General features: G+C 66.4%; 21 protein-coding genes. 10 read left to right on the forward strand and 11 right to left on the reverse strand.

Annotation, left to right across the window (positions count from 1 at the left end):
• Window positions 1–142: 142 nt before the first annotated feature.
• Window positions 143–1,381: a GGDEF domain-containing protein gene (locus HNS03_RS01720; protein ID WP_367192613.1), complete on the reverse strand. Its 1,239-nt coding sequence runs from the start codon at window positions 1,379–1,381 to the stop codon at window positions 143–145.
• 557 nt (window positions 1,382–1,938) lie between these two features.
• Here HNS03_RS01720 and HNS03_RS01725 point away from each other — a divergent pair.
• Window positions 1,939–2,439 (forward strand): GNAT family N-acetyltransferase, encoded by a 501-nt coding sequence (locus tag HNS03_RS01725; protein WP_367192615.1) that lies wholly within the window; start codon window positions 1,939–1,941, stop codon window positions 2,437–2,439.
• A 192-nt stretch (window positions 2,440–2,631) separates the two neighbouring features.
• On the opposite strand, the gene HNS03_RS01730 is transcribed toward HNS03_RS01725, so the two are convergent.
• From HNS03_RS01730 to HNS03_RS01745, 4 genes are all read right to left on the reverse strand, one after another.
• A complete protein-coding gene (locus HNS03_RS01730; RefSeq protein ID WP_367192616.1) occupies window positions 2,632–4,704 on the reverse strand; it encodes a hypothetical protein in 2,073 nt (690 codons plus the stop codon).
• Window positions 4,705–4,720: 16 nt separating this feature from the next.
• Window positions 4,721–7,528 (reverse strand): DUF4159 domain-containing protein, encoded by a 2,808-nt coding sequence (locus HNS03_RS01735; protein ID WP_367192617.1) that lies wholly within the window; start codon window positions 7,526–7,528, stop codon window positions 4,721–4,723.
• A complete protein-coding gene (locus HNS03_RS01740) occupies window positions 7,525–8,412 on the reverse strand; it encodes a DUF58 domain-containing protein (RefSeq protein WP_367192809.1) in 888 nt (295 codons plus the stop codon). The genes HNS03_RS01735 and HNS03_RS01740 overlap by 4 nt, the downstream gene beginning before the upstream one ends.
• Before the next feature lie 150 nt (window positions 8,413–8,562).
• A complete protein-coding gene (locus tag HNS03_RS01745) occupies window positions 8,563–9,567 on the reverse strand; it encodes an AAA family ATPase (protein ID WP_367192619.1) in 1,005 nt (334 codons plus the stop codon).
• Between the two features lie 306 nt (window positions 9,568–9,873).
• Between HNS03_RS01745 and HNS03_RS01750 the strand changes: the two genes are divergently transcribed.
• The 5 genes from HNS03_RS01750 (at window position 9,874) to HNS03_RS01770 (ending at window position 14,344) form a co-directional block, all read left to right on the forward strand.
• Window positions 9,874–10,491, forward strand: coding sequence for a DUF1285 domain-containing protein (locus HNS03_RS01750; protein ID WP_367192621.1), 618 nt, complete (start codon window positions 9,874–9,876; stop codon window positions 10,489–10,491).
• Entirely contained in the window at window positions 10,488–11,159 is a 672-nt protein-coding gene (locus HNS03_RS01755) for a CoA pyrophosphatase (RefSeq protein ID WP_367192622.1), read from the forward strand. Before HNS03_RS01750 ends, HNS03_RS01755 begins: the two co-directional genes overlap by 4 nt.
• Window positions 11,160–11,361: 202 nt before the next feature.
• Window positions 11,362–11,628 carry a DUF6111 family protein gene (locus HNS03_RS01760; RefSeq protein ID WP_367192623.1) on the forward strand — a complete coding sequence of 89 codons (267 nt, stop codon included), beginning with the start codon at window positions 11,362–11,364 and terminating at the stop codon, window positions 11,626–11,628.
• Window positions 11,625–12,851, forward strand: coding sequence for a CCA tRNA nucleotidyltransferase (locus tag HNS03_RS01765; RefSeq protein ID WP_367192625.1), 1,227 nt, complete (start codon window positions 11,625–11,627; stop codon window positions 12,849–12,851). The genes HNS03_RS01760 and HNS03_RS01765 overlap by 4 nt, the downstream gene beginning before the upstream one ends.
• A 56-nt stretch (window positions 12,852–12,907) precedes the next feature.
• Window positions 12,908–14,344, forward strand: coding sequence for a serine hydrolase domain-containing protein (locus HNS03_RS01770; RefSeq protein WP_367192626.1), 1,437 nt, complete (start codon window positions 12,908–12,910; stop codon window positions 14,342–14,344).
• Window positions 14,345–14,468: 124 nt separating this feature from the next.
• Here HNS03_RS01770 and HNS03_RS01775 read toward each other — a convergent pair whose 3' ends face one another.
• From HNS03_RS01775 to HNS03_RS01800, 6 genes are all read right to left on the reverse strand, one after another.
• Window positions 14,469–14,876, reverse strand: a complete 408-nt coding sequence (locus HNS03_RS01775) for a F0F1 ATP synthase subunit epsilon (protein ID WP_367192627.1) — start codon at window positions 14,874–14,876, stop codon at window positions 14,469–14,471.
• 51 nt (window positions 14,877–14,927) lie between these two features.
• Entirely contained in the window at window positions 14,928–16,349 is a 1,422-nt protein-coding gene (atpD, locus tag HNS03_RS01780) for a F0F1 ATP synthase subunit beta (RefSeq protein ID WP_367192628.1), read from the reverse strand.
• A 148-nt stretch (window positions 16,350–16,497) separates the two neighbouring features.
• Window positions 16,498–17,388 carry a F0F1 ATP synthase subunit gamma gene (locus HNS03_RS01785; RefSeq protein ID WP_367192629.1) on the reverse strand — a complete coding sequence of 297 codons (891 nt, stop codon included), beginning with the start codon at window positions 17,386–17,388 and terminating at the stop codon, window positions 16,498–16,500.
• A 31-nt stretch (window positions 17,389–17,419) separates the two neighbouring features.
• Complete coding sequence (atpA, locus tag HNS03_RS01790) at window positions 17,420–18,952, reverse strand: F0F1 ATP synthase subunit alpha (RefSeq protein ID WP_367192630.1); 1,533 nt, start codon at window positions 18,950–18,952, stop codon at window positions 17,420–17,422.
• Window positions 18,952–19,518 carry a F0F1 ATP synthase subunit delta gene (locus tag HNS03_RS01795; protein ID WP_367192811.1) on the reverse strand — a complete coding sequence of 189 codons (567 nt, stop codon included), beginning with the start codon at window positions 19,516–19,518 and terminating at the stop codon, window positions 18,952–18,954. Before HNS03_RS01795 ends, atpA begins: the two co-directional genes overlap by 1 nt.
• A gap of 180 nt (window positions 19,519–19,698) precedes the next feature.
• The gene (locus tag HNS03_RS01800) at window positions 19,699–21,900 is read right to left on the reverse strand and encodes a primosomal protein N' (RefSeq protein WP_367192631.1); all 2,202 of its coding nucleotides are present in this window, start codon (window positions 21,898–21,900) and stop codon (window positions 19,699–19,701) included.
• Window positions 21,901–22,074: 174 nt separating this feature from the next.
• Here HNS03_RS01800 and fsa point away from each other — a divergent pair, with 174 nt between their 5' ends.
• From fsa to HNS03_RS01820, 4 genes are all read left to right on the forward strand, one after another.
• Window positions 22,075–22,731: a fructose-6-phosphate aldolase gene (gene fsa, locus HNS03_RS01805; protein ID WP_367192633.1), complete on the forward strand. Its 657-nt coding sequence runs from the start codon at window positions 22,075–22,077 to the stop codon at window positions 22,729–22,731.
• A 149-nt stretch (window positions 22,732–22,880) separates the two neighbouring features.
• A complete protein-coding gene (locus HNS03_RS01810) occupies window positions 22,881–23,798 on the forward strand; it encodes a tyrosine recombinase XerC (RefSeq protein WP_367192812.1) in 918 nt (305 codons plus the stop codon).
• Between the two features lie 105 nt (window positions 23,799–23,903).
• Window positions 23,904–24,437 carry a DUF3833 family protein gene (locus tag HNS03_RS01815; RefSeq protein ID WP_367192635.1) on the forward strand — a complete coding sequence of 178 codons (534 nt, stop codon included), beginning with the start codon at window positions 23,904–23,906 and terminating at the stop codon, window positions 24,435–24,437.
• A gap of 170 nt (window positions 24,438–24,607) precedes the next feature.
• On the forward strand, window positions 24,608–25,249 hold the full coding sequence (locus HNS03_RS01820; RefSeq protein ID WP_367192637.1) for a LysE family translocator: 642 nt from the start codon (window positions 24,608–24,610) through the stop codon (window positions 25,247–25,249).

Below are 25,249 nucleotides of genomic sequence, written 5' to 3' on the forward strand. Positions count from 1 at the left end.
TGGGTGCCGGATGGCCGTACAAAAACGCTTCAAAACAAGAACTTAAGCCCGCTCCGTGAGTCCGAGAAAAGCGGAACAGGTCCAAAACCGACGTCAAGCAGAAGCAGATGCTTTGGGTCGCGCAACGGCCGGAACGGGCGCCTCACGACAGGCTTGTTCCGCTCGTGTCTCGGAGATCGATTTGATCGTCGGGCACCGGTCCGCCCGCCGGTTTGTCGATCGTGCGGGCCGCCGTATTCGCCACCACGACCTGGTTGCGACCGCGCCTTTTGGCCTCGTAGAGGGCACGGTCGGCCGCCTCCAGCAGCGCTTCCACCGTCAGTGTGGGACGCGGATCCACCGCCACGCCGACACTGGTGGTGATCGCGATCTCCGTATTGCGCCAGTCGATCGGCTGCGCCTCGATCCGCTTGCGGATCCGCTCGGCGAGCGCACCCACCTGCTCCTGATCGCCCTCGGCGAACACGATGGCGAACTCTTCGCCGCCGATCCGGCCGAACACGTCGTGAAGCCGCAAGGTTTCGCGCACACCTGCCGCGAAGCGTTCCAGAACGGCATCCCCAGCCGCATGGCCGTAGGTGTCGTTGACCACCTTGAAATGGTCGATGTCCAGAAGCAGCGCGGCGACCGGATGCTTGTGGCGACCTGCGCGCCGGCGCAGTTTCTCCGCCGCATCGAAGAAGCCTCGGCGATTGAGTACGCCGGTCAGCGGGTCGGTGGACGCCGCCGCGTGCTCGATCGCCTCGTCGCGTTCGCGCGTCAGCGTCAGAAGCACGAACCCGATGGCGACAGCGAACAGCATCGGTTCGATGGTCAACAGCGCCATATGCGGATCGGCCGTTTCATCCTGGAAGGGAAAGGGAAGCTGGCGAGCGACCGGAATCCGGAGCAGGAGCATGACGATGTGCAGAACGAGCAGCCCTACGGCCGCCCGCCCCGACCGCATCGCGAAGCCGCCCTGGCGGATCAGCTCGAACGCGGTAAGGGCGGAATAGATAATGGAGAGCAGCGCCATGATCACGACGCGATCGGTGGTCGACTCCTCCACCGCCTGGGTTTGATAGGCGATCATCCATACGATCGCCCCTATCAGGATGCCGAACCATGGCACCGGTTTGCCGGCGAATGAGCGCACCCCCGCCCAGATCAGGCCATGGCCAACGACGATCAGGGTGAGCGCGACCTCCACCGACCAGAGATCCGGCAGGATATCCCAGTCCGACAGGAGGACGACACCGATCGTGGAAACGATGAAGGCGAAGGCCCACCACACCAGCGCATTGCTGTGGCGACTTTGCAGCCAGGCCCATAACAGAAGGACGCCAACCAATCCGAGAACCAGCACGGATGCCGAATAGAGCGTATTGACGTCGAAGCTCATCTGGCTGGCCCTGCCCCCGCTGGTTCGCCGTCGCCCTCCCACCCGACGCGGCGGAACCCGGCGCCTTTCCCATCCGAGATGATTAAGGCGAACCGGAACATCTGACAATCCAAAGGGATCACCCGGCCCAAAACGGCATGCGGCCGGCACGCGGCGCCTTCATTGCCATGGACAGTGGAAAGCCGCCGTGCTAGCGAAGCCGCCGTTTTGCGGATTGTCGCGACAGTCCGCGCTTCGGAGCACAAGACAACCAGAATGAACGGCCAGCGGATCGGCGCCGTCATTTCCGCCCAAGATCGCGGAAACGGCACCGCCAGAATGCGACGACGAACGACCGACCGACGTGCGGCCCCTTCCGGGCCGGCACTGTTCGTTCGTTTCTGATCTGCTGGAGCGGTCGACCGCTCCTGGGAGCGGGATGCAAAACCAAGAGCGCAGATCGTGTGCGCCCATCCCTCTCAGCTCTCACGGGATTGCAGAAATGCCCGGCCACTCCGGCTGGATTTCGGCGGTTTCCAGCGGTTTGCGCTCACGTCCGTTGTCGAGGTTTTCCGACGGTGACCGATAAAGCCTATCTCCTCCGCCTCGAAGAGCCGGGCGATTGCCCGGAGATCGACCATCTCAATGACGCCGCCTTCGGTCCGGGACGCTTCGCCCGCACCGCCTACCGCCTGCGGGAGGGCGTCCCCCATGATCCGTTGCTTTCGTTCGTGGCGACCTGGGAGGGACGTCTCGTCGGCTCCGTCCGACTGACCCCGATCCGGATCGGCACGTCCGACGCTCAACTTCTCGGCCCACTTGCCGTGCACCCCGACGTCGCAAGCCGTGGGATCGGCCGTGCCCTGGTCCGGATCTCGGTGGAGCGCGCGGCGGAACTCGGTCACCGGCTGGTGCTTCTCGTCGGCGACCCGCCCTATTACGGCCCACTCGGCTTCGAGCCGGTGCCCTTCGGCGAGATCACACTGCCGGGCCCTGTCGACGCCCGGCGGATCCTGGCCGCCCGCCTCGGCCCGACCGCCGGCGAGATTCGCGGCGAAGCCCGCCGCCTGCCGGTCTGAGACAGGTTTGAGACAAGAAAGAAGAAACAGCACCACCCGCTCACTTTCGCACATGCGGGAGTGAGCGGCGGAAAGCGAAGTTAGCCGGATTTAGGGCGCTTCCAAGCCAGGTGGAAACCGATTGGCCGTTCGCAAGCGCGTCGAAACAACAACTGAGACCCGCTCCGAGATTCCGAGAAAAGCGGAAGGGGTCTAGTGCCCCTCGCGATACCAGGTGCTGGCGATCAGTCCCAGAAGCACGGCGAGGCCGAGGAAGCCGGAAAACAGCGGGATCTGCTCCACGCCGTCGAGCGAACTCGCCTCGGAGCGCTTGAGGCCGATCCAGCCGAGCCCTCCCATGCGCTCGCCACCATCGCGCAGGCTCACCCGTGGCAGCTCGATCGATCCGTCCTGAACGGCTCTGGTGACGGTGCCGTTGGTGGCGTCGGCCGCCGGCTGCATCCGCTCGGTGGTGGAGCGCAGATCGGCGATCTCTTCCGGGTTGGGCGGCCCCACATGGGCGATCGCGCTCTTGTCGCCGTCGCTCGCGCGGTAAAGTCCGACCTCGTCGACCGGCACGCGCGCCTGCCACAACCCCGGCTCGGCCTGCTCCAGCTCCACGGTCTGCTCGGCGCCGCCGGGCGCCGTCAGCGTCACCGGCGCCACCTCGTCGCCAAGCGTCTGCCGCTCCACGAGAAGCTCCTGGCCATTGGGCTTCAGCCGAAGCGCCTCTTCCTCCAGCTCCGGCTCCTTCATCAGCCAATGCGCCAAACGGCGAAGCAGAGGAACGTACGGCCCACCACCTTCATAGCCGCGCGCCCACAGCCAGACATGATCCGACAGCATCAGCGCGATCCGCCCCTCGTCCTGGCGCGCAAGCTGCAGCAGCGGATGCTCTCCCGGGCCGGTCATGATCGTGTCGCCCGCCGTCGGTGCGGCATCGATCAACCGGAACCACTGGCTCCAATCGGGCGGATCTCCATCGGCCCCCGGCAGGTCGCGGGTCACCGGGTGCTTCTCGCCGAGCGCGCTGACCTCCGGATAATAAGGCTCTTCAAGGATATCGCCCGACGGCTCCGCCGGCAGCACGCTGGAAAGCGGCGTATAATAGACGCTCTGCAAGTTGGCATAGTCGGGTCCCGAAGCCACCAGCAGCGCACCGCCATTGCGGACATATTGGGCGATGTTGTCGAAATAGAGCGACGGCAGCACGTTGCGCCGGTGATAGCGGTCGAACACGATCAGATCGAACTCGTCGATCTTCTCCGAAAACAGCTCGCGGGTGGGAAACGCGATCAACGACAGCTCGTTGATCGGCGTGCCGTCCTGCTTCTCCGGCGGCCGCAGAATGGTGAAGTGAACGAGATCCACCGAGGCGTCCGATTTCAGAAGATTGCGCCAGGTCCGCTCGCCGGCATGAGGCTCCCCGGAGACCAGCAGGACCCGCAGGTTGTCGCGCACGCCGTCGATGATCGCGACGGCCTGGTTGTTGACGTCGGAGAGCTCGTCGTCGCGCGGCGCCACCTCGAACTCGAAGATGTTGTTGCCGCCATGGGTGATTTCGACCGGCACGCGCACCGTCTCGCCGATCGCGACATCGCGGGTGTCGATCTCCTCCCCATCCCGACGCACGGTCAGCGTAGCGCTGCCGCCCGTGACGCCGCCCTGATCCTCGATCCGCATCTCCACCATCTGGGTGGAATCGACAAGACCGAACCGGGGCACCCGCTCCAGCACGATACGACGGTCGATCTCGTCCGGCCGTCCGGTCACGAGCGCGTGCACCGGCCCTGCGATCGCCGGCGGCGTCCCCTCCGCCGGGGCGTCATGTACCTGGCCATCGGTGATGAAGATCGCGCCTCCGATCCGGTCGGGCGGCACGTCGGAGAGCGCGTCGTAGGCGGCGGAGAACAGCTCCGTCCCGTCCGCCCCGGCGCCGCTGGCGCGATCCACCACGATGGTGCGTACCTCCACGCCGTCGAGGCCGGCAAGCTCCTGTTCGACCAACTCCCGGATCTGACGAGTCTCGTCCTGCCGGTTTTCGATCGTCTGGCTTTGGCTTTCGTCGACAACGACCGCAACCACGCTGGAGAGCGGCGTGCGGATCTCATCGCGCAGAGACGGGTTGAGGAGGGCGATCGCCAGCGCTGCGATCGCCAGCGCGCGCACGAGCGCACCACGCACCCGACGCACGACGGCCGCGAGCACCAAAGCCGCGCCGGCCGCGGCAAACGCGATGATAAGCCAGGTCGGCAGCAGCGGATCGAAGGCGATGGACCAGTTCATTGCCAATTGCGCCCCGTCACTGTCCAAGCCGCTCGAGCAAGGCCGGAATATGCACCTGATCGGCCTTATAGTTTCCGGTGAGCGTGTACATCACGATGTTGATGCCGGTGCGGATGGCCATTTCGCGCTGGTACGGATCGGCCGGAACCGTCGGGAACATGAAATTGCCGTCCTGGCCGACCGCCCACGCACCGGTGAAGTCGTTGGCGGTGATCAGGATCGGCGACACGCCGTCGCCGGAGCGCGCCGGCCGATCGGTCAAGGTGTCGTCGGCACTCAGCGCCTCCACCCAGAGCGGACTGCCGGCCCAGCGGCCCGGAAACTCCTGCAAAAGATAGAAGGCCTTGGTCAGCACGTGCTCGGGCGGGACCGGCTCCAGCGGCGGAATGTTGAGCCCGTCGAGGATTTCCCGAAGCCGAAGCGTGGCCGGGCTCGCCCCAAGGCGATCCACCCGCGTGCCGGCGGTGATCTGGTCCTTGGTGTCGAACAGGATCGTGCCGCCATTTTTCATATAGGCGTCGACCTTGGCCATCGCCTCGGCGGACGGCTTCAGCGCATCTTCCGTGACCGGCCAGTAGATCAACGGGAAGAAGGCGAGGTCGTCATTTTCCAGATCGACGCCCATCGGGTCCGCGGGCTCCAGCGCGGTCCGCCGCGCAAGGAACATGGAAAGCCCGGACAGGCCGGCCCGGCTGGTCTCATCAAGAGTGTCGTCGCCGGTGGTCACATAGGCGAGCCGGGTGTTGAGGGCGGCCTCCATATCGAACGTCTCGTCCGCCGCCTGAGCCGGCCCCGGGGCGGCCATGAAGCCGACCGCCGCCGCGGCGATCAGTACCGCGGCTGCCTGCCGGCGACCCACGCTAAGCCCGCCGGCCAGCACCAGAACGGCAAGCGCGTCAAGCAGCAACAGCCCAGCCGACGCGCCCAGAAGCCAGCGCTTCAGGTCGATCGGCCCTTCGCTCAGATAGTCGCGCTCCACCGCCCGATCGCCGAGCGCGCCGAGATCCAGCGGCGTCAGGCTGTCGCCCTCGCTCAAGAGGTTGAGCGCGCGGAAGCCGTCCTCGGTACCGTAGAGGCCCGGCGGATGTTCCGGCCCGATCACCACATTCTCCGCACGCACCGGAAGCGGGCGCACGGCGGAACCGGGATCGGTAAACCGCCCGGCGCCGTCGAGCACCCGCAACGGTGGCAGCGGGGCGCCCTGCGCATCGCCCGTTTCGCCGGCCGATGGCGCGCCGGCAAGGCCGACGAGACGACGCAGCATTTCCACGAAGGTGCCCGAAAGGGGCAGCGTCGACCACGTTGTGTCGGCGGTGACGTGGAAGAACACCAGCCAGCCGTCTCCGTCCGCCCGCGCGGTTACCAGCGGCGTGCCGTCGGCAAGGCTCGCCCAGGTGCGGTCGGGCAGGCTCGCGGACGGTTCGGCCAGAAGCTGGCGGGTGACGGCAACGTCGGTCGGGGTTTCCACGCCCGCGAACGGGCTGTTGGCGTCGAACGGCGCAAGCGGCTGGGGATCTTCCCAGGACAGGCTGCCGCCGAGCACCCGCGCGCCTTCGCGCATGGGAACCGGCACCAGCGAATCGACCCCATCGACAGTGCGGGGGCCGGCAAACCGGATCAGAACCCCACCCGATTCCACGAAGCGCGACAGCGTTTCTTCGGTGTCGCCGACCAGCGTTCCGACATCGGCCAGCACGATCACCGACACACCGGCGTCGATCAGACCATCGATCTGAGAGGCGAGATCGGCATCTCTCGGCACCCGCACTTCCGCGAAAGGCGCCAGCGCCCGCTGCAGATAGTGCAACGGCGACAGCAACGGCTGGGCCAGATCGGCCGCCCCGCCGGAGACCAGCCCGACCGAGCGCCTCTGCCAGCGATCGTCCACAAGCTGCACCGCGCCGGCGCTCTCGATCCCGGCAACGTCCAGCCTGGCGATGTCGTTGCGCAACTGCACCGGCAAATCGAAGCGAACAGAAGCGGTCTCGGCTCCTTCGTCGAACCCGAACGGCGCCTCGCCCAGCGCGAAGCCGCGCCGATCGCGCGCGACGACGGTTCCCTCCGCCGTTTCCGGTGCGGCGGAAGCCAGGCGCACAAGCCGCACGTCCATGCCCTCGCTGGCGTTCTCCACGCCCGCAAGCGCCAAAATCCGCGGAGCCCCATCGCGGTAGACCTGGATCGGCGCATCACCGGCCACCTCCGACAAGGCGTCGGTAAAGGCGTCGGCTCCGGGCTCTTCCACGGCATCGGCGAGCCAGGCAACGAGCCCCGGATCGGAGGCCTCGCCCATCCGCCGGACAAGCCCGGCCAGGTCGCCGCGCCGTTCCGGCCAGGGGCGCGGTTCCAGTGCGGCAAGGCGATCGCGCGCCGCCGCCGCCTCCACCGGCTCGACCGGCTGTCCGGGTCCATCCGCAGTGGCGACCAGCACCACCGGACGACCGGCGGTCTGCGCCTGATCCAGAAGCCCCGTCGCGACGCGTTCGCGCTCGCTCCAGCCTTCCGCCGCTGCCCAGCCATTGTCGACCACGATCCAGACCGGCCCCGAGCCCCCGGTCGCATCCGCGGCCGGACGCCAGACCGGGCCGGCGAGCGCGATGATCACAACCGCGGCGAGCAGAAGCCGCAAGAGCATCAGCCACCACGGACTGCGCGACGGCGTCTCCTCGCGCTTGCCGAGCTCCAACAGAAGCCGCGTGGGCGGAAAGGCGATCCGCTGCGGGCGCGGCGGTGTCACCCGCAACAGCCACCAGATCACCGGCAAAAGCGCCAGCGAGACGAGCACGATCGGCGTGGTGAAACCGAGGGCGGACAGCGGACCGATCATGCGTGCGCTCCCGCCGCCAGCCGCGCCCTCAGCGCAAGCAGCGGTTCGGCCGCCGAGCGGTCGGTATGATGAACCAGGAAGCTCCAGCCCATTCGGCGGCAGCGGTCGGCCAAGGCCTCGCGGTGGGCGTTCAGCACCCGGCGATAGTCGTCGCGCCAGCGCTCGGCCCGGCCGACGAGCAGCATCGTGCCGTTTTCCGGGTCGCGAAACTCCGCCCGTCCGCCGAACGGAAAGGTCTCCTCGACCGGATCGAGAACCTGCACCAGATGGGCGCGGGCGCCGGAGCCCGCGAGCTTCTGCATCCAGATGTCGATCTCGTCGATCGGATCCAGAAGGTCGCCGATCACCACCACATCGGAAAAGCGCCGGATCCCGGCGATGTCCGGCAAGGCCGACTGCACCGGCAGATGCATCAGCGCGTCGGCCACCCGTTCCGCCGCGTCGCGGCTGGCGGTCGGCCGCATGCCGTCAACAAGGCCGATCCGCTCGCCGCCGCGCGCCAGCAGATCGGCGAGCGCAAGCGTGATCACCACCGCGCGGTCGCGCTTGACGACGGGAGAGAGCTTGGAGCCGAACGCCATGGAGGGCGAGCGGTCGACGGCGAGCCAGACCGTGTGCGCCGCCTCCCATTCCTGCTCGCGCACGAACAAATGGTCGTCGCGGGCCGAGCGGCGCCAGTCCACCCGGTGAGCGGGCTCGCCCGGTTCGAACGGCCGGAACTCCCAAAAGGTCTCGCCAGGGCCAGCGCGCCGACGCCCGTGCCAGCCCATGGCGACCGTCGCCGCCACCCGGCGCGCCTCCACGAGCAGATCGGGCATGGTGGCGGCGAGCGAGCGAGCGGTGAGGAGCGCAGCGGCGCCTTCACCTCCGTCTCCAGCCTTCACACGATCAGACTGCGCGCTCACCGGTCGAGTTGATCCCTAGTTCGAGCCGTTGGCACCGCTTCTGGCCACAATGGCCCAGCAAGGCGCCGCATGGTTGTCTGTTGTCCAAATCCGGACGGAAAACCGGTTCCCACTTTTCCCGGATTTGCTCTACCCGATCTCCGCCGCAAGTTTGCCGATCACGCCGCGCACCGTACGCCCTTCCGCGCGGGCGGCGAAGGTCAGCGCCATACGGTGCTGCAACACCGGCTCGGCGAGTGCCAGCACGTCGTCCACCGAGGGCGACAGGCGGCCCTCGATCAGCGCCCGTGCGCGCACCGTGAGCATCAACGCTTGGCTCGCGCGCGGTCCGGGGCCCCAGGCGATATCTCCGGTCTCGCCGTCGCCATCCTCCGGACGGGCGGAGCGCACCAGATCCAGGATCGCCTCGACGACGGATTCGCCGACCGGCAAACGGCGTACCAACTTTTGATAGCGGGCAAGCTCGCCCTCCTGGAGCACCGTTTCAGGCTGCGCGTCCTCCGCCCCTGTGGTCTCCAGCAGAATCTGCCGTTCCGCTTCGCGCTCCGGATAGAGCACGTCGATCTGCATCAAGAAGCGGTCGAGCTGGGCTTCCGGCAGCGGGTAGGTGCCTTCATGCTCCAGCGGGTTTTGGGTCGCGAGCACGTGAAAGGGTTGCGGCAGGGCGTGGGACTGGCCAGCAACCGTCACATGATTTTCCTGCATGGCCTGCAACAGCGCGGACTGGGTCCGCGGGCTGGCCCGGTTGATCTCGTCGGCCATCAGGAGCTGGGTGAAGACCGGCCCCATAACGAAGCGGAACACCCGGCTGCCGTCGGACGCCTGCTCCAAAACCTCCGACCCCAGAATGTCCGAGGGCATCAGATCCGGCGTGAACTGAATGCGGCGGGAATCGAGGCCCAACACCGTGCCGAGCGCAGTCACCAGACGCGTCTTCGCCAACCCCGGTACGCCGACCAGAAGCCCGTGGCCGCCGGACAAAAGCGTCACCAGGGTGCGCTCGACAACCGCCTCCTGGCCGAAGATCACCCGGCCGATTTCGGTACGCGCCGCGACCATCCGCTCCGCGGCCGCTTCGGCCTCCGCGACGACTGCGGAATCCTCCGCCTCGATCGGCTTGTTCATAACACTCATCCGCAGACCCTTTCGCGGCGTTACCCAATCGATTGCGACACGTCAGAGCGGGCTGCGGGCAAAACCCGTGCCCTTTTCCGTTACCCCACTCTAGGTCATCACCCCGAGGCTGCTAAAGCCTTGCTGATCCTTGTGTCGGTCCTGAGACAAAAGTTTAGGGTGTTCACCGGCCCGCGCCCAGCCGGTCAGATCCAATCCTCGTCATTGCCGCTGTTGCAACCTATGTTCCAACCACGACACGACCTTCCGAAGCTGGCGGAAATGGGGCACCCGCGGCGCGGAAAAAGGAGGCGTAGGGGAAAGAAAATGCGTGGACAGCCCGACGATCAACACGACGTGAACGGCGGACTGCCGGGGCTCGAGGCGCTGATTCGCCGGGCGGGAGAATCAAGCGGCCCGCCGCCGGTGGAACGTTGGAACCCGCCCCATTGCGGCAAGCTCGACATCCGTATCGACCGCAACGGCCTGTGGCACTATCTCGGTTCGCCGATCGGGCGCGAGCCGCTGGTGCGCCTGTTCGCCTCGGTTCTGCGGCGCGACGACGACGGCATCACCTATCTCGTCACGCCCGTGGAAAAGATCGAGATCACCGTCGAGGACGTCCCCTTCATCGGCGTGGAGATGCATGCCTCGGGCGCGGGACATGACCAAGTTTTGACCGTGCGCACCAATGTCGGAGACGTGGTAACCATCGATGCCGAACATCCGCTGCGGTTCCAACCGGAAGAGGGGACCGACGGGCTGCAGCCTTATGTGCTGGTGCGTGGGCGGCTCGAGGCGCGGCTCGCGCGCCCGTTGCTTTACGAGCTGGTGGAGGTTGGAACCGTGGAGACGCGCGATGGCACCGACTGGTTCGGCGTGTGGTCGAACGGCCTGTTTTTCCCGATGATGCGGCAGGCGGAGCTGGAGCGATTAAGCCGATGACCCATGAGATCCCGACGCTTGAGGGCGGCCGTACCGATGTCGTTGCGGACTGGCGGTCGATCCGAGCGCGGGCCAGCCGTCTCGTTCGCTTCGATCAGCCGATCGTCGCGCAGCCGCTGGCGGGCGACCATGTCCTGAACCCGCATTTGCAGGAAAGCCCCGAAGTGCCCGCCGCCTTGCGCGACGCCGCCGTGCTGTTCGCCGTGATCAAGCGCGAGCCGGAAGCTACGGTCCTGTTCACGCTGCGCAACGCAAATCTGAGCTCCCACGCCGGCCAGATCGCTCTGCCCGGCGGCAAGATCGACGCCACCGACCGCGACCCGCTCGCCGCCGCCTTGCGCGAAGCCGACGAGGAGATCGGCCTGTCGCCGCGCCTGGTGGAACCGCTCGGCTATGGCGATACCTATGCCACCGGCTCCGGCTTCCGGATCGTGCCCGTTGTGGGACTGGTCTCCCCGGAGGCTCAGATCCGAGCCAATCCGCAGGAGGTGGCCGATGTGTTCGAAGTGCCGCTGTCGCACCTGATGACGCCGGCCAACCATGTGCGCGGCAGCCGGGAATGGAACGGCTCGCGCCGCTATTTCTACACGATGCCCTATCAGGATCGCTATATCTGGGGCGTTACGGCAGGTATCGTCCGCTCGCTGTTCGAGCGGCTGTATCGCTAGCGTTTCCTGGCGAACTGAAAACCGGTTCGCGCTCGGGAAACGCGTCAGAACAAGGACGGAGAGCCGACCCGAGCTTCGGTAGAAAGCGGAACGGTTCGAGGTCACGAATGAAGCCGCCGGCCGCGATCATGGTCACGGGTCGACCCGACCGATGAGATCGCGACCCGGTATCCCGACATCTGCCGAACGAGGAGCGCGACCCATGGTGCGCGTCATCATCGTCCAGCTCGTGCTGTTTCTCCTGCCGTTTATCGGGTGGGGGATCTATCTTGCAGTGACGCGCGGACTGTCAGACGCCCGATCGAGCTATTTCATAGGCCCAATGCCCTATTGGCTGGCGGTCGCGGGGCTGCTGTTGTCGATTGCCGGCTTCCTTGCGCTCGGCGTGGTCGGCGAGCATGCCACCGGGGTCTACCATCCGTTGCGCTTCGAGGACGGCAAGCTCGTTCCCGGCAGTTTCGACGAATGAGCCCCACGCTCCCTTCCCTGGCGGACGCATCCTGGCTTCGGGCCAAGGCCACCCAGGCTGTGCTGGCCGTGCTCGACCGCGACGGCGAGGAAGCCCGCGTGATCGGTGGTGCGGTGCGCAACACGCTTCTGGGCGAGGCGGTGCACGAGGTCGATATCGCCACCACCGCCACGCCGGAAACGGTGATGGCCCGCACCCGGGCGGCCGGCTTCAAAACCGTGCCCACCGGCGTCGCCCACGGCACCGTGACCATTGTCGTGGATGGCACGCCGTTCGAGGTAACGACCTTGCGCGAGGACGTCGAGACCTTCGGCCGCCACGCCACCGTGCGGTTCGGCCGGGACTGGGAGGCCGACGCCTATCGGCGCGACTTCACCATGAACACCTTGTCGGTGGACCGCACCGGGCGGCTTTACGATCCCGTCGGCGGCTATGACGATTGCCGGGCCCGCCAGGTCTGCTTCGTCGGCGACGCAGAGCGCCGGGTAAAGGAAGACTATCTGCGCATCCTGCGGTTTTTCCGCTTTCACGCCCATTATGGCAACGGGGCGCCGGACCCCGCCGGCTTTCGGGCCGCCATTGGCGGTCGCGACGGCCTTCGGCGGCTATCCGCCGAACGCATCGCCCAGGAGATGCGCCGTCTTCTGCTGGCCCGCCGTGCGGCCGAAACGGTCGCATTGATGTCGGAAGCCGGGCTGATCGAGATCGTGTTTGCCGGGATCGCCTATCCGAACGTGCTCGACCGGCTCGCCCATCTGGAGGCATGGCGGGGCGAACGCCCATCCGCCGCGTTGCGATTTGCCGCAGCCGGCGCGGCGATCCGCGAAGATGCCGAACGGATTGCAACCCGACTGAAGCTCTCCAAGGCGGAGGCCAAGACCATGCTCGGGGCGATTGCCGCTGCCGCGCATTTTCCCGTCGACACCGCCCATGCGGCCCGGACCTTACTCTACCGTCTCGGCCCCACCGACTACAGCAACGGGGTACGGCTTGCCTGGGCGCAAGCTCGCGCGGCAGCGGATGCGCGCCCGTGGCCGATGCTGTTGGAACTGCCCCGAACCTGGAACCCGCCGACCTTTCCGCTCGACGGCAAAAGCCTCATCAAAGCCGGCGTCCCCTCTGGCCCCGAGGTCGGCTCGACCCTCGCCCGGCTCGAAGCCATCTGGATCGAAAGCGACTTCAGCCTCGGCCGGGAGGACTTGATCGCACGCCTCACGCGGTGACAGGCGCCAGCCGCCATGGCAGAAAGAAGCCGTCGCCGAACACCCGGGAGACCGCCATGGCCGCCGCCTTTCCCTTCCGCTTGTTCCTGCGCTGGCTATCGATCGGCATCGTGATCATGCTCGCCGGCGCGTTCGCGGCCTTGGCCTGGCAGCTTCCGCCGATGCTTGCAATCGGGTCTGGCTATGCGGCCAAGACGGTCTGTTCCGGCATGTACGTATCGGGCCTCGATCTCGACCGGGTCTGGAACGAGGACGTCCTCGGGCGCGAAAACGCGCTTCTGGGCTTCTTTCGCGTCAGCGTGGACGACCCGGCGAAACGGATCACCGCCTCTCCGTTCGGTCTCGGCCTCTTCGAGCGCACGGCCGTGCACCGCGAAGGCCTCGGCTGTGCGCTTGCCATTGGGATTTCGCCGGGGGACCTGGCCAGCGAAGCGATCGCGCCGATGAAAGTCACCCATCCGAGCGACACGCCTTGGCCGGCCGGTTCGGCCGTGCCGCCGGCACCATCGGCGCCGCTGGCCGGCGCACTCGAGCGCGCCTTTGCGGAGCCGGAGGGCACCAACGCCGGCAAGCTGCGCACCCGCGCAGTGGTCGTCGTCCAAAACGGCGAGTTGGTCGCGGAGCGCTATGCCGACGGCATCCAGCCCACGACGCCGCTCACCGGCTGGTCGATGGCGAAGACGGTCACCGGTGCCCTCGCCGGGATCGCCATGAACGAAAGCGATCTCGCGCTCGACGAAGATCAGCTCCTGACCCAATGGTCCAACGATGCCAGCCCGAAAAGCCGGATTCCGTTTTCCTCGCTTTTAGGGATGACCGATGGCCTGTCCTACAATGAGAGCTATGGCGCGGTAACCGACACGACCCGGATGCTTTACGAGGTCGGCAATGCCGTCGACTTCCTGGCGGACATGGAGCTTGCCCATGAGCCAGGGACCCGGTGGGCCTACTCCTCCGGCGCAACAGTGCTCTCCATGGGGGCCATCCGCCACGCCCTACCGGCCGATCAATGGGCGACCTTTCCGCAAGCGGCCCTGTTTCAGCCGATCGGAATGACCAGCGCAGTTTTCGAAACCGACCCGGCCGGAACCTTCATGGGCTCGTCCTGGCTCTACGCCACCGCACGCGACTGGGCCCGGTTCGGCCAGCTCATTCTCCAAAAGGGACTTTGGGAGGGCAAGCAGGTGCTGCCAGTCGGCTGGGTCGACACCATGGTAGAGCCTGTCCAAGGGTCCGGCGGCGCGTTCGGACAAGGCCAGATCTGGCTGCAATCAGGGCTTCCGGGCGCCAGCGAAAGCGCAGTTCCCCCGGACACGCTCTGGATGCGCGGCCATGACGGCCAGACCGTCGCAATTGTCCCCTCGCTCGATCTGGTGGTCGTACGGTTGGGGATGACCAATCCGCAGGGGCTGTACGATCGCGGCGCCTTACTGACGGATGTCATCGACGCCCTTCAGGACGCGCAAGATGCGTCTCCCACCTCAGCGAATTAGAGCATGTCCCGTTCGAACTGAGACAAACGCACTTTCGTTCGAACGGGTGCAGCCTACTCGCGAAAAGCCCGCGTTCGGCGAACGCGGGCTTTCGTAATTTGGATCGTCTGGCGACGCGACTTGATCAGCCGTGACCGAGCGCCCGCTGAACGTCGCGCAGATGCTCCAGGCTGCGCTCCGCCTCGTCGCGGGTCGCCTCGTCCTTGGCATCCTTGACGTCGTCTTCGGCGTCGGAGATCTGGCTCGCGATCACCTCGCGATCGATTTCCTCGACCGGGATCGCCTCTTCCGCCAGAACGGTCAGCCCGTTGGGTCCGGTATCGGCAAAGCCGCCGCGCACGAAGATCTGGCGCTCGGGCTTCTCGCCGCCGCGCACCGTCATCAGGCCGGGACGCAGCGTCGACAAGAACGGCGCGTGACCTTCGAGGACCTCGAACTCGCCCTCGCTTCCCGGCACGCGAACCGCTTCCACCTCGTCGGAGATCAGAAGACGTTCCGGCGAAACCAGTTCGAAATGGAAGCTACCGGCCATTGGCAGGTCCCTCGCTCGTCATCGAAACGCTCACCACCACCGCGAACCGCCTTAAGCGGCTTCGGAAGCGAGCTGCTGGGCCTTCTCGACCGCTTCCTCGATCGTGCCGACCATGTAGAAAGCCGCCTCGGGAAGGTGGTCGTATTCACCCTCGCAGAGCCCTTTGAAGCCCTTGATGGTATCGGCCAGCTCGACGAACACGCCCGGCTTGCCGGTGAACACCTCGGCGACGTGGAACGGCTGCGACAGGAAGCGCTCGATCTTACGGGCGCGCGCCACCGTCAGCTTGTCCTCTTCCGACAGCTCGTCCATGCCCAGGATCGCGATGATGTCCTGGAGCGACTTGTAGCGCTGCAGGATCTCCTGCACCTGGCGGGCGGTGTTGTAGTGCTCTTCGCCGATGATCATCGCCGAAAGCATGCGCGAAGTGGAGTCGAGCGGATCCACTGCAGGGTAAATGCCCTTTTCCGAGATCGCGCGGTTCAACACCGTGGTGGCGTCCAAGTGGGCGAACGAGGTCGCCGGCGCCGGGTCGGTCAGGTCGTCGGCCGGCACGTAAATCGCCTGCACCGAGGTGATCGAGCCCTTGTTGGTGGTCGTGATGCGCTCCTGCAGGGCGCCCATGTCGGTGGCGAGCGTCGGCTGATAGCCCACCGCCGAAGGAATGCGGCCCAGAAGCGCCGACACCTCGGAGCCCGCCTGGGTGAAGCGGAAGATGTTGTCGACGAAGAACAGCACGTCCTGGCCCTGGTCGCGGAAATATTCCGCGACGGTCAAGCCGGAGAGCGCCACGCGGGCACGGGCGCCCGGAGGCTCGTTCATCTGGCCGTACACGAGCGAGGCCTTGGAGCCCTCGCCGCCGCCTTCCTTGTTCACGCCGGACTCGATCATCTCGTAGTAGAGATCGTTGCCCTCGCGGGTGCGCTCGCCGACGCCGGCGAACACCGAATAACCGCCGTGCTGGGTCGCGACGTTGTTGATCAGCTCCTGGATCAGCACGGTCTTTCCGACGCCGGCGCCGCCGAACAGGCCGATCTTACCGCCGCGGGCATACGGTGCGAGCAGGTCGACGACCTTGATGCCCGTGACCAGGATCTCCGCTTCCGTGGACTGGTCCACGTAGGACGGGGCCGGCGCGTGGATCGGGCGGACCTCGGTGTGTTGGATCGGGCCGGCTTCGTCCACCGGCTCGCCGATCACGTTCATGATGCGGCCGAGCGTACCGTCGCCCACCGGCACCAGGATCGGCTGGCCGGTGTCGGTCACGTCCTGGCCGCGGACCAGCCCCTCGGTCCCGTCCATCGCGATGCAGCGGACGGTGTTCTCGCCCAGGTGCTGCGCGACCTCGAGAACCAGACGGACGCCGTTGTTGTCGGTCTCGAGCGAGTTCATGATCGCAGGCAGTTCATCGTCGAACTTCACGTCAACAACGGCGCCGATCACCTGATGAATTTTTCCGACATTCTTCGTCATGGTCTGCTCCGTCTCGAGCTCGCGTCCAACCTCCCGGTGAAGGAGGAGGGTGTGCCTGGGTCTGATCCACCGGCCGCGCCGCCTGTCCGAAGGACGGGGCGCAGCGGCCGCGGTTAGGTTCGAAAGTCGCGTCCGTTGCCGGCCGCCGTCACAGTGCCTCAGCGCCGGAGATGATCTCGATCAGCTCCTTGGTGATCTGCGCCTGACGGGTCCGGTTGTACTCCATCGTCAGCTTGTCGATCATCTCGCCGGCGTTGCGGGTGGCGTTGTCCATCGCACTCATCCGGGCGCCCTGCTCGGACGCTGCATTCTCCAGAAGCGCGCGCAGGATCTGCACCGAGATGTTGCGCGGGACGAGATCGGCGAGGATCTCGCTCTCCTCCGGCTCGTATTCACGCACCGCCGACACCTCGCTCGACGCGGCTTCGCCGGCTTCCTCCTCGCCGAGATCGGCGGGGATCACCTGCTGTGCGGTCGGGATCTGGCTGATCACCGACTTGAACGTCGAATAGAAGAGCGTGGCAACGTCGAAATCGCCATTGTCGAAGCGATGCAAGAGTTTGTCCGCGATCTTCTGGGCATCGGCGAAGGAGATCCGCCGAACGTCCTTGAGCTCGATCGTGTCGACGATCTGGCTGGCATACTCGCGACGGAGCATGTCGTAGCCTTTCCGGCCGACACAGAAGAACTGAACCGTCTTACCCTCCCGCATCAGCCGACGCGCATGCTCGCGCGCCAACCGGACGATGGAGGAGTTGAAGGCGCCGCACAGGCCACGGTCGGCCGTGCAGACCACCAGCAGATGCCGGTCGTCACGGCCGGTGCCGACCATCAGGGTCGGCGCCTCATCGCTGCCTTTCACCGCATCGGCGAGGCTCGCCAACACACCGTGCATCCGCTCGGCATAAGGCCGGGCGGCTTCGGCCGCCTCCTGGGCACGACGCAGCTTCGCCGCTGCCACCATCTGCATGGCGCGGGTGATCTTCTGCGTCGCCTTCACCGAGGAGATGCGGTTTCTAAGGTCCTTCAGGCTCGCCATAGCGCGTCCTCTTCAGACGTGGGCGCGAGGATTACGCGCTGAAGGTTTTGGCGAAAGAATCGATCGCCGACTTGAGCTTGCCGCGCAGATCGTCGGAAAGCTCCTTCTTGTCCCAGATCTCGTCCAGGAGCGCCTTGTGCTCCCCACGGAGATAGAGCAGCAGCCCTTCCTCGAACTCGCCGACGGACGCAACCGGCAGCTTGTCGAGATAACCGTTCACGCCGGCGAAGATGACCGCGACCTGCTCTTCCGTCTTCAGCGGCGAGAACTGCGGCTGCTTCAAAAGCTCCGTCAGACGGGCACCGCGGGCGAGAAGCCGCTGGGTGGCCGCGTCCAGGTCAGAACCGAACTGGGCGAAAGCCGCCATTTCGCGATACTGGGCAAGCTCGCCCTTAATCGGGCCCGCCACCTGCTTCATCGCCTTGATCTGAGCCGACGAGCCCACGCGCGACACCGAGAGGCCGACGTTCACCGCCGGACGGATGCCCTGATAGAACAGATCCGTCTCGAGGAAGATCTGGCCGTCGGTGATCGAGATCACGTTGGTCGGGATATAGGCCGACACGTCGTTCGCCTGGGTCTCGATGACCGGCAGCGCGGTCAGCGAGCCGGAGCCATGATCGGCGTTCAGCTTCGCCGCGCGCTCCAGCAGGCGGGAGTGCAGGTAGAACACGTCGCCCGGATAGGCTTCGCGGCCCGGCGGGCGGCGCAAGAGCAGCGACATCTGACGATAGGCAACGGCCTGCTTGGACAGGTCATCGTAGCCGATCACGGCGTGCATGGCATTGTCGCGGAAATATTCGCCCATGGCACAGGCGGTGAACGGCGCCAGAAACTGCATCGGCGCCGGGTCCGACGCGGTCGCGGCGACGACGACGGAATATTCCAGCGCGCCGTTTTCTTCCAGCGTCTTCACGAACTGCGCAACCGTGGAGCGCTTCTGACCGACGGCGACGTAGACGCAGTAGAGCTTCTGGCTCTCGTCGTCGCCCTGGTTCAGCGGCTTCTGGTTGAGGAAGGTATCGAGAATGATCGCGGTCTTGCCGGTCTGGCGGTCGCCGATGATCAACTCGCGCTGGCCGCGGCCGACCGGGATCAGGGCGTCGATCGCCTTGAGGCCCGTCGACATCGGCTCATGCACCGACTTGCGGGGAATGATGCCCGGCGCCTTCACGTCCACGCGGCGGCGCTCGGCGGCGTCGATCGGGCCCTTGCCGTCGATCGGATTACCAAGCGCGTCGACCACGCGGCCAAGCAGGCCCTTGCCGACCGGAGCGTCCACGATCGCGCCGGTGCGCTTGACCGTGTCGCCTTCCTTGATCTCGCGGTCGTCGCCGAACACCACGATGCCGACATTGTCGACCTCGAGATTCAGCGTCATGCCGCGGATGCCGTTCGGGAACTCGACGAGCTCACCGGCCTGCACCTTATCAAGGCCGTAGACGCGGGCGATGCCGTCGCCGATGGAGAGAACCTGGCCGACCTCGGAAACCTCGACTTCCTGGCCGAAGTTCTTGATCTGCTGCTTGAGGATGGCGGAGATTTCCGCGGCGCGAATATCCATCAACCGACCTCTTTCATAGCGGTCTTGAGCGAATTCAATCGGGTACGCAAAGACGTATCGATCATACGGGAGCCGACCTTGACGACGAGTCCGCCAATGAGACTCGGGTCGACCTTTGTGGCGAGCTTGATAGCACGTCCGGTCTGCTCGGCAAGGATTTGACGCAATTGCGTCTCATTTGCCTCAGACAGTGGCTCGGCACTGGTCACCTCGGCGAGCATTTCGCCGCGATGTGCCGACATCAGCGACTGGAATGCGCGCACGATGCCGCGGACGGCGAAAAGACGACGGTTCTCGGCGACGACCTTGAAAAAGTTCGACGCGAGCGGACCCATCTCCGCCTTCTGGAAGACGGCATCCAGCGCCGCGACCTGCTCGCCCTTGGAATAGAGCGGGCTTTCGGTCAGGCGCCGAAGGTCTTCGCTTTCGTCGAGCATCTTGCCGAAGGCTTCGACGTCGGCTTCCACGGCATCGAGCGCGTTTTCGTCCTTCGCAAGATCGAACAGCGCGGACGCGTAGCGCAAGGCGACGCCGGATGTGAGCGAACTGGCCTCTGTCACCGGTATCCTTCTTTCGTTCAGGCGGACGGGTCGGCAGCAAGTGCCCCGTATACCTTAAATTATTCGCAGAACAGAAATCGGCGGCCCGCCGGCCTTCGCAGCGGCCGCGGCCCGCTTAGCACACGGGATATCGGCGCGCAACACACCGCACGCACAAGGCGCACCAACCGCCATCTTCTTGCATCGTCACAGGAAGCTCTGTGGATCGACGTCGACCCAGCGTCTCAGCGCACCGCGGGGTGCCGGCGCGGCGGAAAGCCAGTCGCGCAAATAAGCTTGGAGATCCACAGAACGCGGACACCGCACGAGCAGGCGGAACCGGTGGCGGCCGCGCAGCACCGCAAGTGCCGCCTCGGCGGGACCGAGAACCTGGATCTCGCCACTTTTGGGTGCGGCTCGTGCAAGCGCCCGCGCGTAGGCATCGGTCTCCGCCTTGTCCGGCCCGGAGACCACGATCGCGGCAAGCCGGCCGAACGGAGGCAGCCCGGCGTTGCGCCGCACCGCGATCTCCTCACGATAGAAGGCCTCGCTATCGCCGGAGACCAGCGCCTGAATCACCGGATGGCCGGGAGCGTAGGTCTGCAGCATGCCGCGGCCGGGACCGCCGGTGCGTCCGGCGCGCCCCGTTACCTGCGTCAAAAGCTGGAAAGTCCGCTCCGCCGCGCGTGGATCGCCGTTGGCGAGCCCGAGATCGGCATCGATCACCCCCACCAGCGCGAGGTTCGGAAAGGTGTGGCCTTTCGCCACGAGTTGGGTGCCGACCACGATATCGGCGCCGCCGTCGGCCACCACCTGCAGCTCGCGCCTGAGCCGCTCCGTACCGCCCGGCAGGTCGGAGGAGAGAATCAAGATCCGGCTGTCGGGATGGCGCGCCCGCACCTCCTCCGCGATCCGTTCCACGCCGGGGCCGCAGGCGACCAACGTGTCCAGACTGCCGCAGGAGGGACATGCCTCCGGCCGGGGTTCGAAATAGCCGCAATGGTGGCATTCCAGCCGCCCCCTCAGCCGGTGGTCCACCAGCCAGGAAGAACAGTTCGGACACACGAAGCGATGGCCGCAGGTGCGGCAGAGCGTCAGCGGCGCATAGCCGCGGCGATTGAGGAAAAACAGGACCTGCCGGCCCGCCGCCAGTTCCACATCGGCGGCGGCGGTCAGAAGCGGCGAGATCCATTGGCCGGAAGGCGGCCCGTCGCGACGCATGTCGATCGCCGTCACGTCGGGCATATCGGCACCGGAATGGCGCGAGGGCAGATGAAGGCGGCGATAGCGGCCCTGGTCTGCGTTGACCCGGCTTTCGATCGAAGGCGTCGCCGAGGACAGAACCACCGGAAAACCGCCCTCGCGGCCGCGCACGATCGCCATATCCCGAGCGTGATAGCTGACCCGATCCTCCTGCTTGTAAGCGGGGTCGTGCTCCTCATCGACGATCACCAGACCGAGATTGGCGAACGGCAGGAACAGTGCCGATCGGGCCCCCACCACGATCGGCACCCGCCCTTCCGCGACACCGCGCCACACCCGCGCGCGCTGACGCGGCGGCACGGCGGAATGCCACTCGGCGGGCCGCGCGGCGAAGCGCCGCTCGATGCGGTCTATCACGACGTTGGTCAGCGAGATTTCCGGCATCAGAATCAGGCTTTGCCGGCCCCGCTTCAAGTTGGCCGCAACCGCCTCCAGGAAAACCTCGGTCTTGCCCGACCCGGTCACGCCGTCGATGAGCGCGACGGAGAAGCGGTCCGCCTCGACCGCCGTCACCAGGCTCTCTGCGGCATGGGCCTGACTGTCGGAAAGATCCGGCTGATGTGCGTCCGGATCCGGCTCGGCATAGGCGGTCGAGGGCGGCACGAACACCACCTCCAGCGCGCCTTGGGCCACCAGCCCGTCGATCACCGAAGGCGACACGCCGGCCGCCGTGACCAACCCGGACTTCGACCACGCGAGGCCGTCACCGGCCAGCTCCAACACCCGCTTGCGCGCCGCGGTCTGGCGCTCCGGCGCGACGCCGGTGACGCGGACCGCCTTCAGGGGCGGCTCCGGCGCCAGCGCATCCGGCACGCGCAACACCATGCGCAGCACCATGCCGCGGCTTGCCAGCGTCCAGGCCGCGACCCAATCGACGAATCGCCTGAGATCGTCCGTCAGCGGCGGGCAATCGAACACCTGTTCGACGGCACGAATCCGATTGCCGCCGATCGAAGGATCGGGCGCGTCGTCCCAGACCGCGCCGAGCACCATGCGGGTGCCGAGCGGAACCGCCACCACAGTGCCCGGCTCCAGCGGCCGGTCGCTGGCGTAAGTGTAGGGCTGGTCGATCGCGACGGGCACGAGCACCGACACCCGGTGGACGCCCTCGCGCCCGAACATGTCCGGTTCGGCCTGATATCCCATTCGTGCGCTCGATCCGCTCGCCGTTGCTGTCCAGGCGCGTCAGGCCGGCGCGTGGCAGACGGGGACGCGAATGCCGATATGATCGAGAATCACGGTCATTCCTCCTTGCGTCTGGGCCGAGGCTGGCCCATCAGGACGCGGTAGAAACACGGGAAACGAAGGGAAGGCGCGCCCATGAAGTTCTTCGTCGATACCGCCGATGTAGCCGAGATTCGCACGCTTGCGGAGACCGGACTGCTCGATGGCGTGACCACCAATCCCTCGCTGGTGATGAAGGCCGGCCGTCCCATGCTCGACGTCATCGCCGAGATCTGCGAGATCGTGCCCGGTCCGGTCAGCGCGGAAGTGGCGGCGACCGACGCCGAGGAGATGATCGCGGAAGGCCGCAAGCTCGCCAAGATCGCATCCAACGTCACGGTCAAGGTGCCGCTGACCTGGGACGGGCTGAAGGCCTGCCGGACGCTCTCCGACGAAGGCACCATGGTCAACGTGACGCTGTGTTTCTCCGCCGTGCAGGCGCTTTTGGCCGCCAAGGCCGGCGCCACCTTCGTCTCGCCCTTCATCGGGCGGCTCGACGATATCGGCCTGGACGGGATGCAGCTTATCCAGGAAATCCGCACCGTCTTCGACAACTATCCGGCGCTGGAAACCGAGCTCCTGGCGGCATCGCTGCGCACCTCCAACCATGTCCGCGACTGCGCGCTCGCCGGTGCCGACGTCGCCACCATTCCGCCGGCGATCATCCACAAGCTGGTCGAGCACCCGCTGACCGACAAGGGACTTTCGCAGTTCCTCGCCGATTGGAAGGCGACCGGCCAGACGATTCTGTAGAAGCCGTTCCGTTTTCGCACGATCGCGGACGGCTCCTCCGGCAAGCTCGCGAGCCCCCATTAGGCGGGCCTTAACCCGCTCGCGTTTCAGACTGGATCGACCCGACCTCGACGCCAGAGCCGCAGATGAGCGCGCCACCGATCCGCATCATGGCCTCCGACCTCGCCACCGAGGTCACCGCCTGGCGCGCCCATCTCGCCGGCGAGCGCAGGCTCTCCCCAAACACGCTCGAAGCCTATGAGCGCGACGTGCGCCAGCTCGCCGCCTTCCTGACCGACCATCTGGGCGCACCGCCAGGCCTTGCCGATCTTGCCGAATTGAAGACCCGCGATGTTCGCGCCTTTTTCGCCCGGCGGCGCATGGATGGTGCCTCGCCCCGCTCGCTCGGGCGGGGGCTTGCGGGCGTGCGCTCCTTCATCGCCTATCTGGAGCGGCGCGGCCTGATCGATGCCACCGCCTTCCGAATGGTGACGGCGCCGAAGACGCCGAAGCGCCTGCCACGTCCGGTCGGGATCGACGATGCCCGCGCGATGATCGAATCGGCCGACGACCACGCTGTGCCCTGGATCGCAACGCGCGACACCGCCGTGCTGACCCTTCTCTACGGAGCCGGACTGCGCATCGGCGAGGCCTTGTCGCTTACCCGCGCTGACGCACCGACGGACGCGCGCATTCCCCTGCGCGTCACCGGCAAAGGCGGCCGCACCCGGCTGGTGCCGGTGCTGCCCGCCGTCGCCGACGCCATTTCCGGCTATCTCCACCGCGTGCCCTACACGCTCAAACCCGATGGACCGCTGTTCGTCGGCGAAAAGGGTGGCCCGCTATCCCCGCGCATCATCCAGCGCACGGTCGCCCAACTCCGCGGCGGCCTCGGCCTGCCGGAGACGGCCACGCCCCATGCGCTGCGCCATGCGTTCGCGACCCATCTGCTGGCCGCGGGCGGCGATCTTCGCTCCATCCAGGAGCTTCTCGGCCACGCCAGCCTGTCGACCACCCAGGGCTATACAGAAGTCGACACGGCCCATCTGCTACAAAGTTACGCCAAGGCCCATCCGCGCGCGGGCTAACTTCGCGAACCTGACCCGCCACGTTCGCCATAGGCCCTGTCACACTGGTCCGATAAACCAGCGCCTGCGTATTTCCTTTATCGTTTCCCCATCGCGAGGCCGATCATGTCGTTGTCCCGGCTCCTGCTCGTGCTCTTCACTGGCGCACTTCTTGCCGGCTGTGTCCGCGAACCCGAAGCCGCCGTCCCGCCGAACGTCGATTCGCTTGTGCTGGAGGACTTTTTCCGGGGCCACGGGAAGGGGGAAGGTCGATTCGAGAGCGGCGTTGCGGGCGTGGACCGCTCGTTCGTGGTCGATACCTTCGGCACCTGGGATGGCCGAACCCTGACGCTGCGGGAGGATTTCCGCTTTGACGACGGTGAGCGGGATTCCAAGACCTGGCGCTTCACCAAGCAGAAGGACGGCAGCTATCGCGGCACGCGGGAGGACGTCGTCGGGGTCGCCTACGTGGCCCAGGACGGCGACACGGTGCGGCTTTCCTACGACGCCATGGTCGCCGGCAAGTCCGGCAAGGCGCGCAAGTTGCACTTCGAGGACGTCCTGATCCCGCAGTCGCGCACCGTCGTCGTCAACAAGGCGGTGGTCAGCAAGGTCGGCCTGCCGGTCGCCACCGTCGAGGTCGTGTTCCGCCAGCGGTAGAGCATTTCCAGGCCAGGTGGGAACCGGTTGGCCGTCCGGAAATGCGTCAAAACAAACGGTTGGAGCCGTTCCGCGATTTCATAAAGAGCTGAACGGCTTCAGGTCGTGAGGCTCGCCCCCATGCGCAAATTGTGCGATGGCAGGTTACCAACTCATCGGAAGCCATCGCCGTGACCTTCGTTCCAAGCCTTGCCGTTCTGTCCGCCTATCTCGTCGCCGTTGTCGCACTGACGCTGACGCCCGGCCCCGATATGACGCTGTTCCTGGGCAAGACGCTCTCCCAGAGCCGTCTGGCGGGCTTCGCCTCCATGGCCGGCGCAACCGTCGGCCTCCTCATCCACACCATTCTCGTTGCCGTCGGCCTGTCCGCCCTGCTCGCCGCGTCCGCGACGGCCTTCATGATCCTGAAGGTGGTCGGCGCCGCCTATCTCTTGTGGCTTGCGATCGAGGCGCTTCGGCATGGCTCCGGCTTGGCGCTTTCCGATCGGCGAGCTGCGCCCGATCCGATCGGGAAGGTGTTCGCCAAGGGGCTGATGATCAATCTGCTGAACCCGAAGATCATCGTCTTCTTCGTGACCTTCCTGCCCCAGTTCGTCACCCCGAGCGACCCGAACGCGGCCGCGACGCTGCTCTTCCTCGGCGTGCTGTTCGCGGTCGTCGCCGTGCTCCTGGGCGGCGCCATCATCCTGGTGGCGGACGGGATCGCATTGCGCCTGCGCCGCTCGCCGCGCCTCACCCGCCTGATCGACTGGCTGTTTGCGTCCGTGATGGGCGCCTTCGCGGTGAAGCTGGTGCTCGCGCGAGCCGACTGA

The organism is Amorphus sp. 3PC139-8 (assembly GCF_040750475.1).
Taxonomy (GTDB): Bacteria; Pseudomonadota; Alphaproteobacteria; order Rhizobiales; family Amorphaceae; genus Amorphus.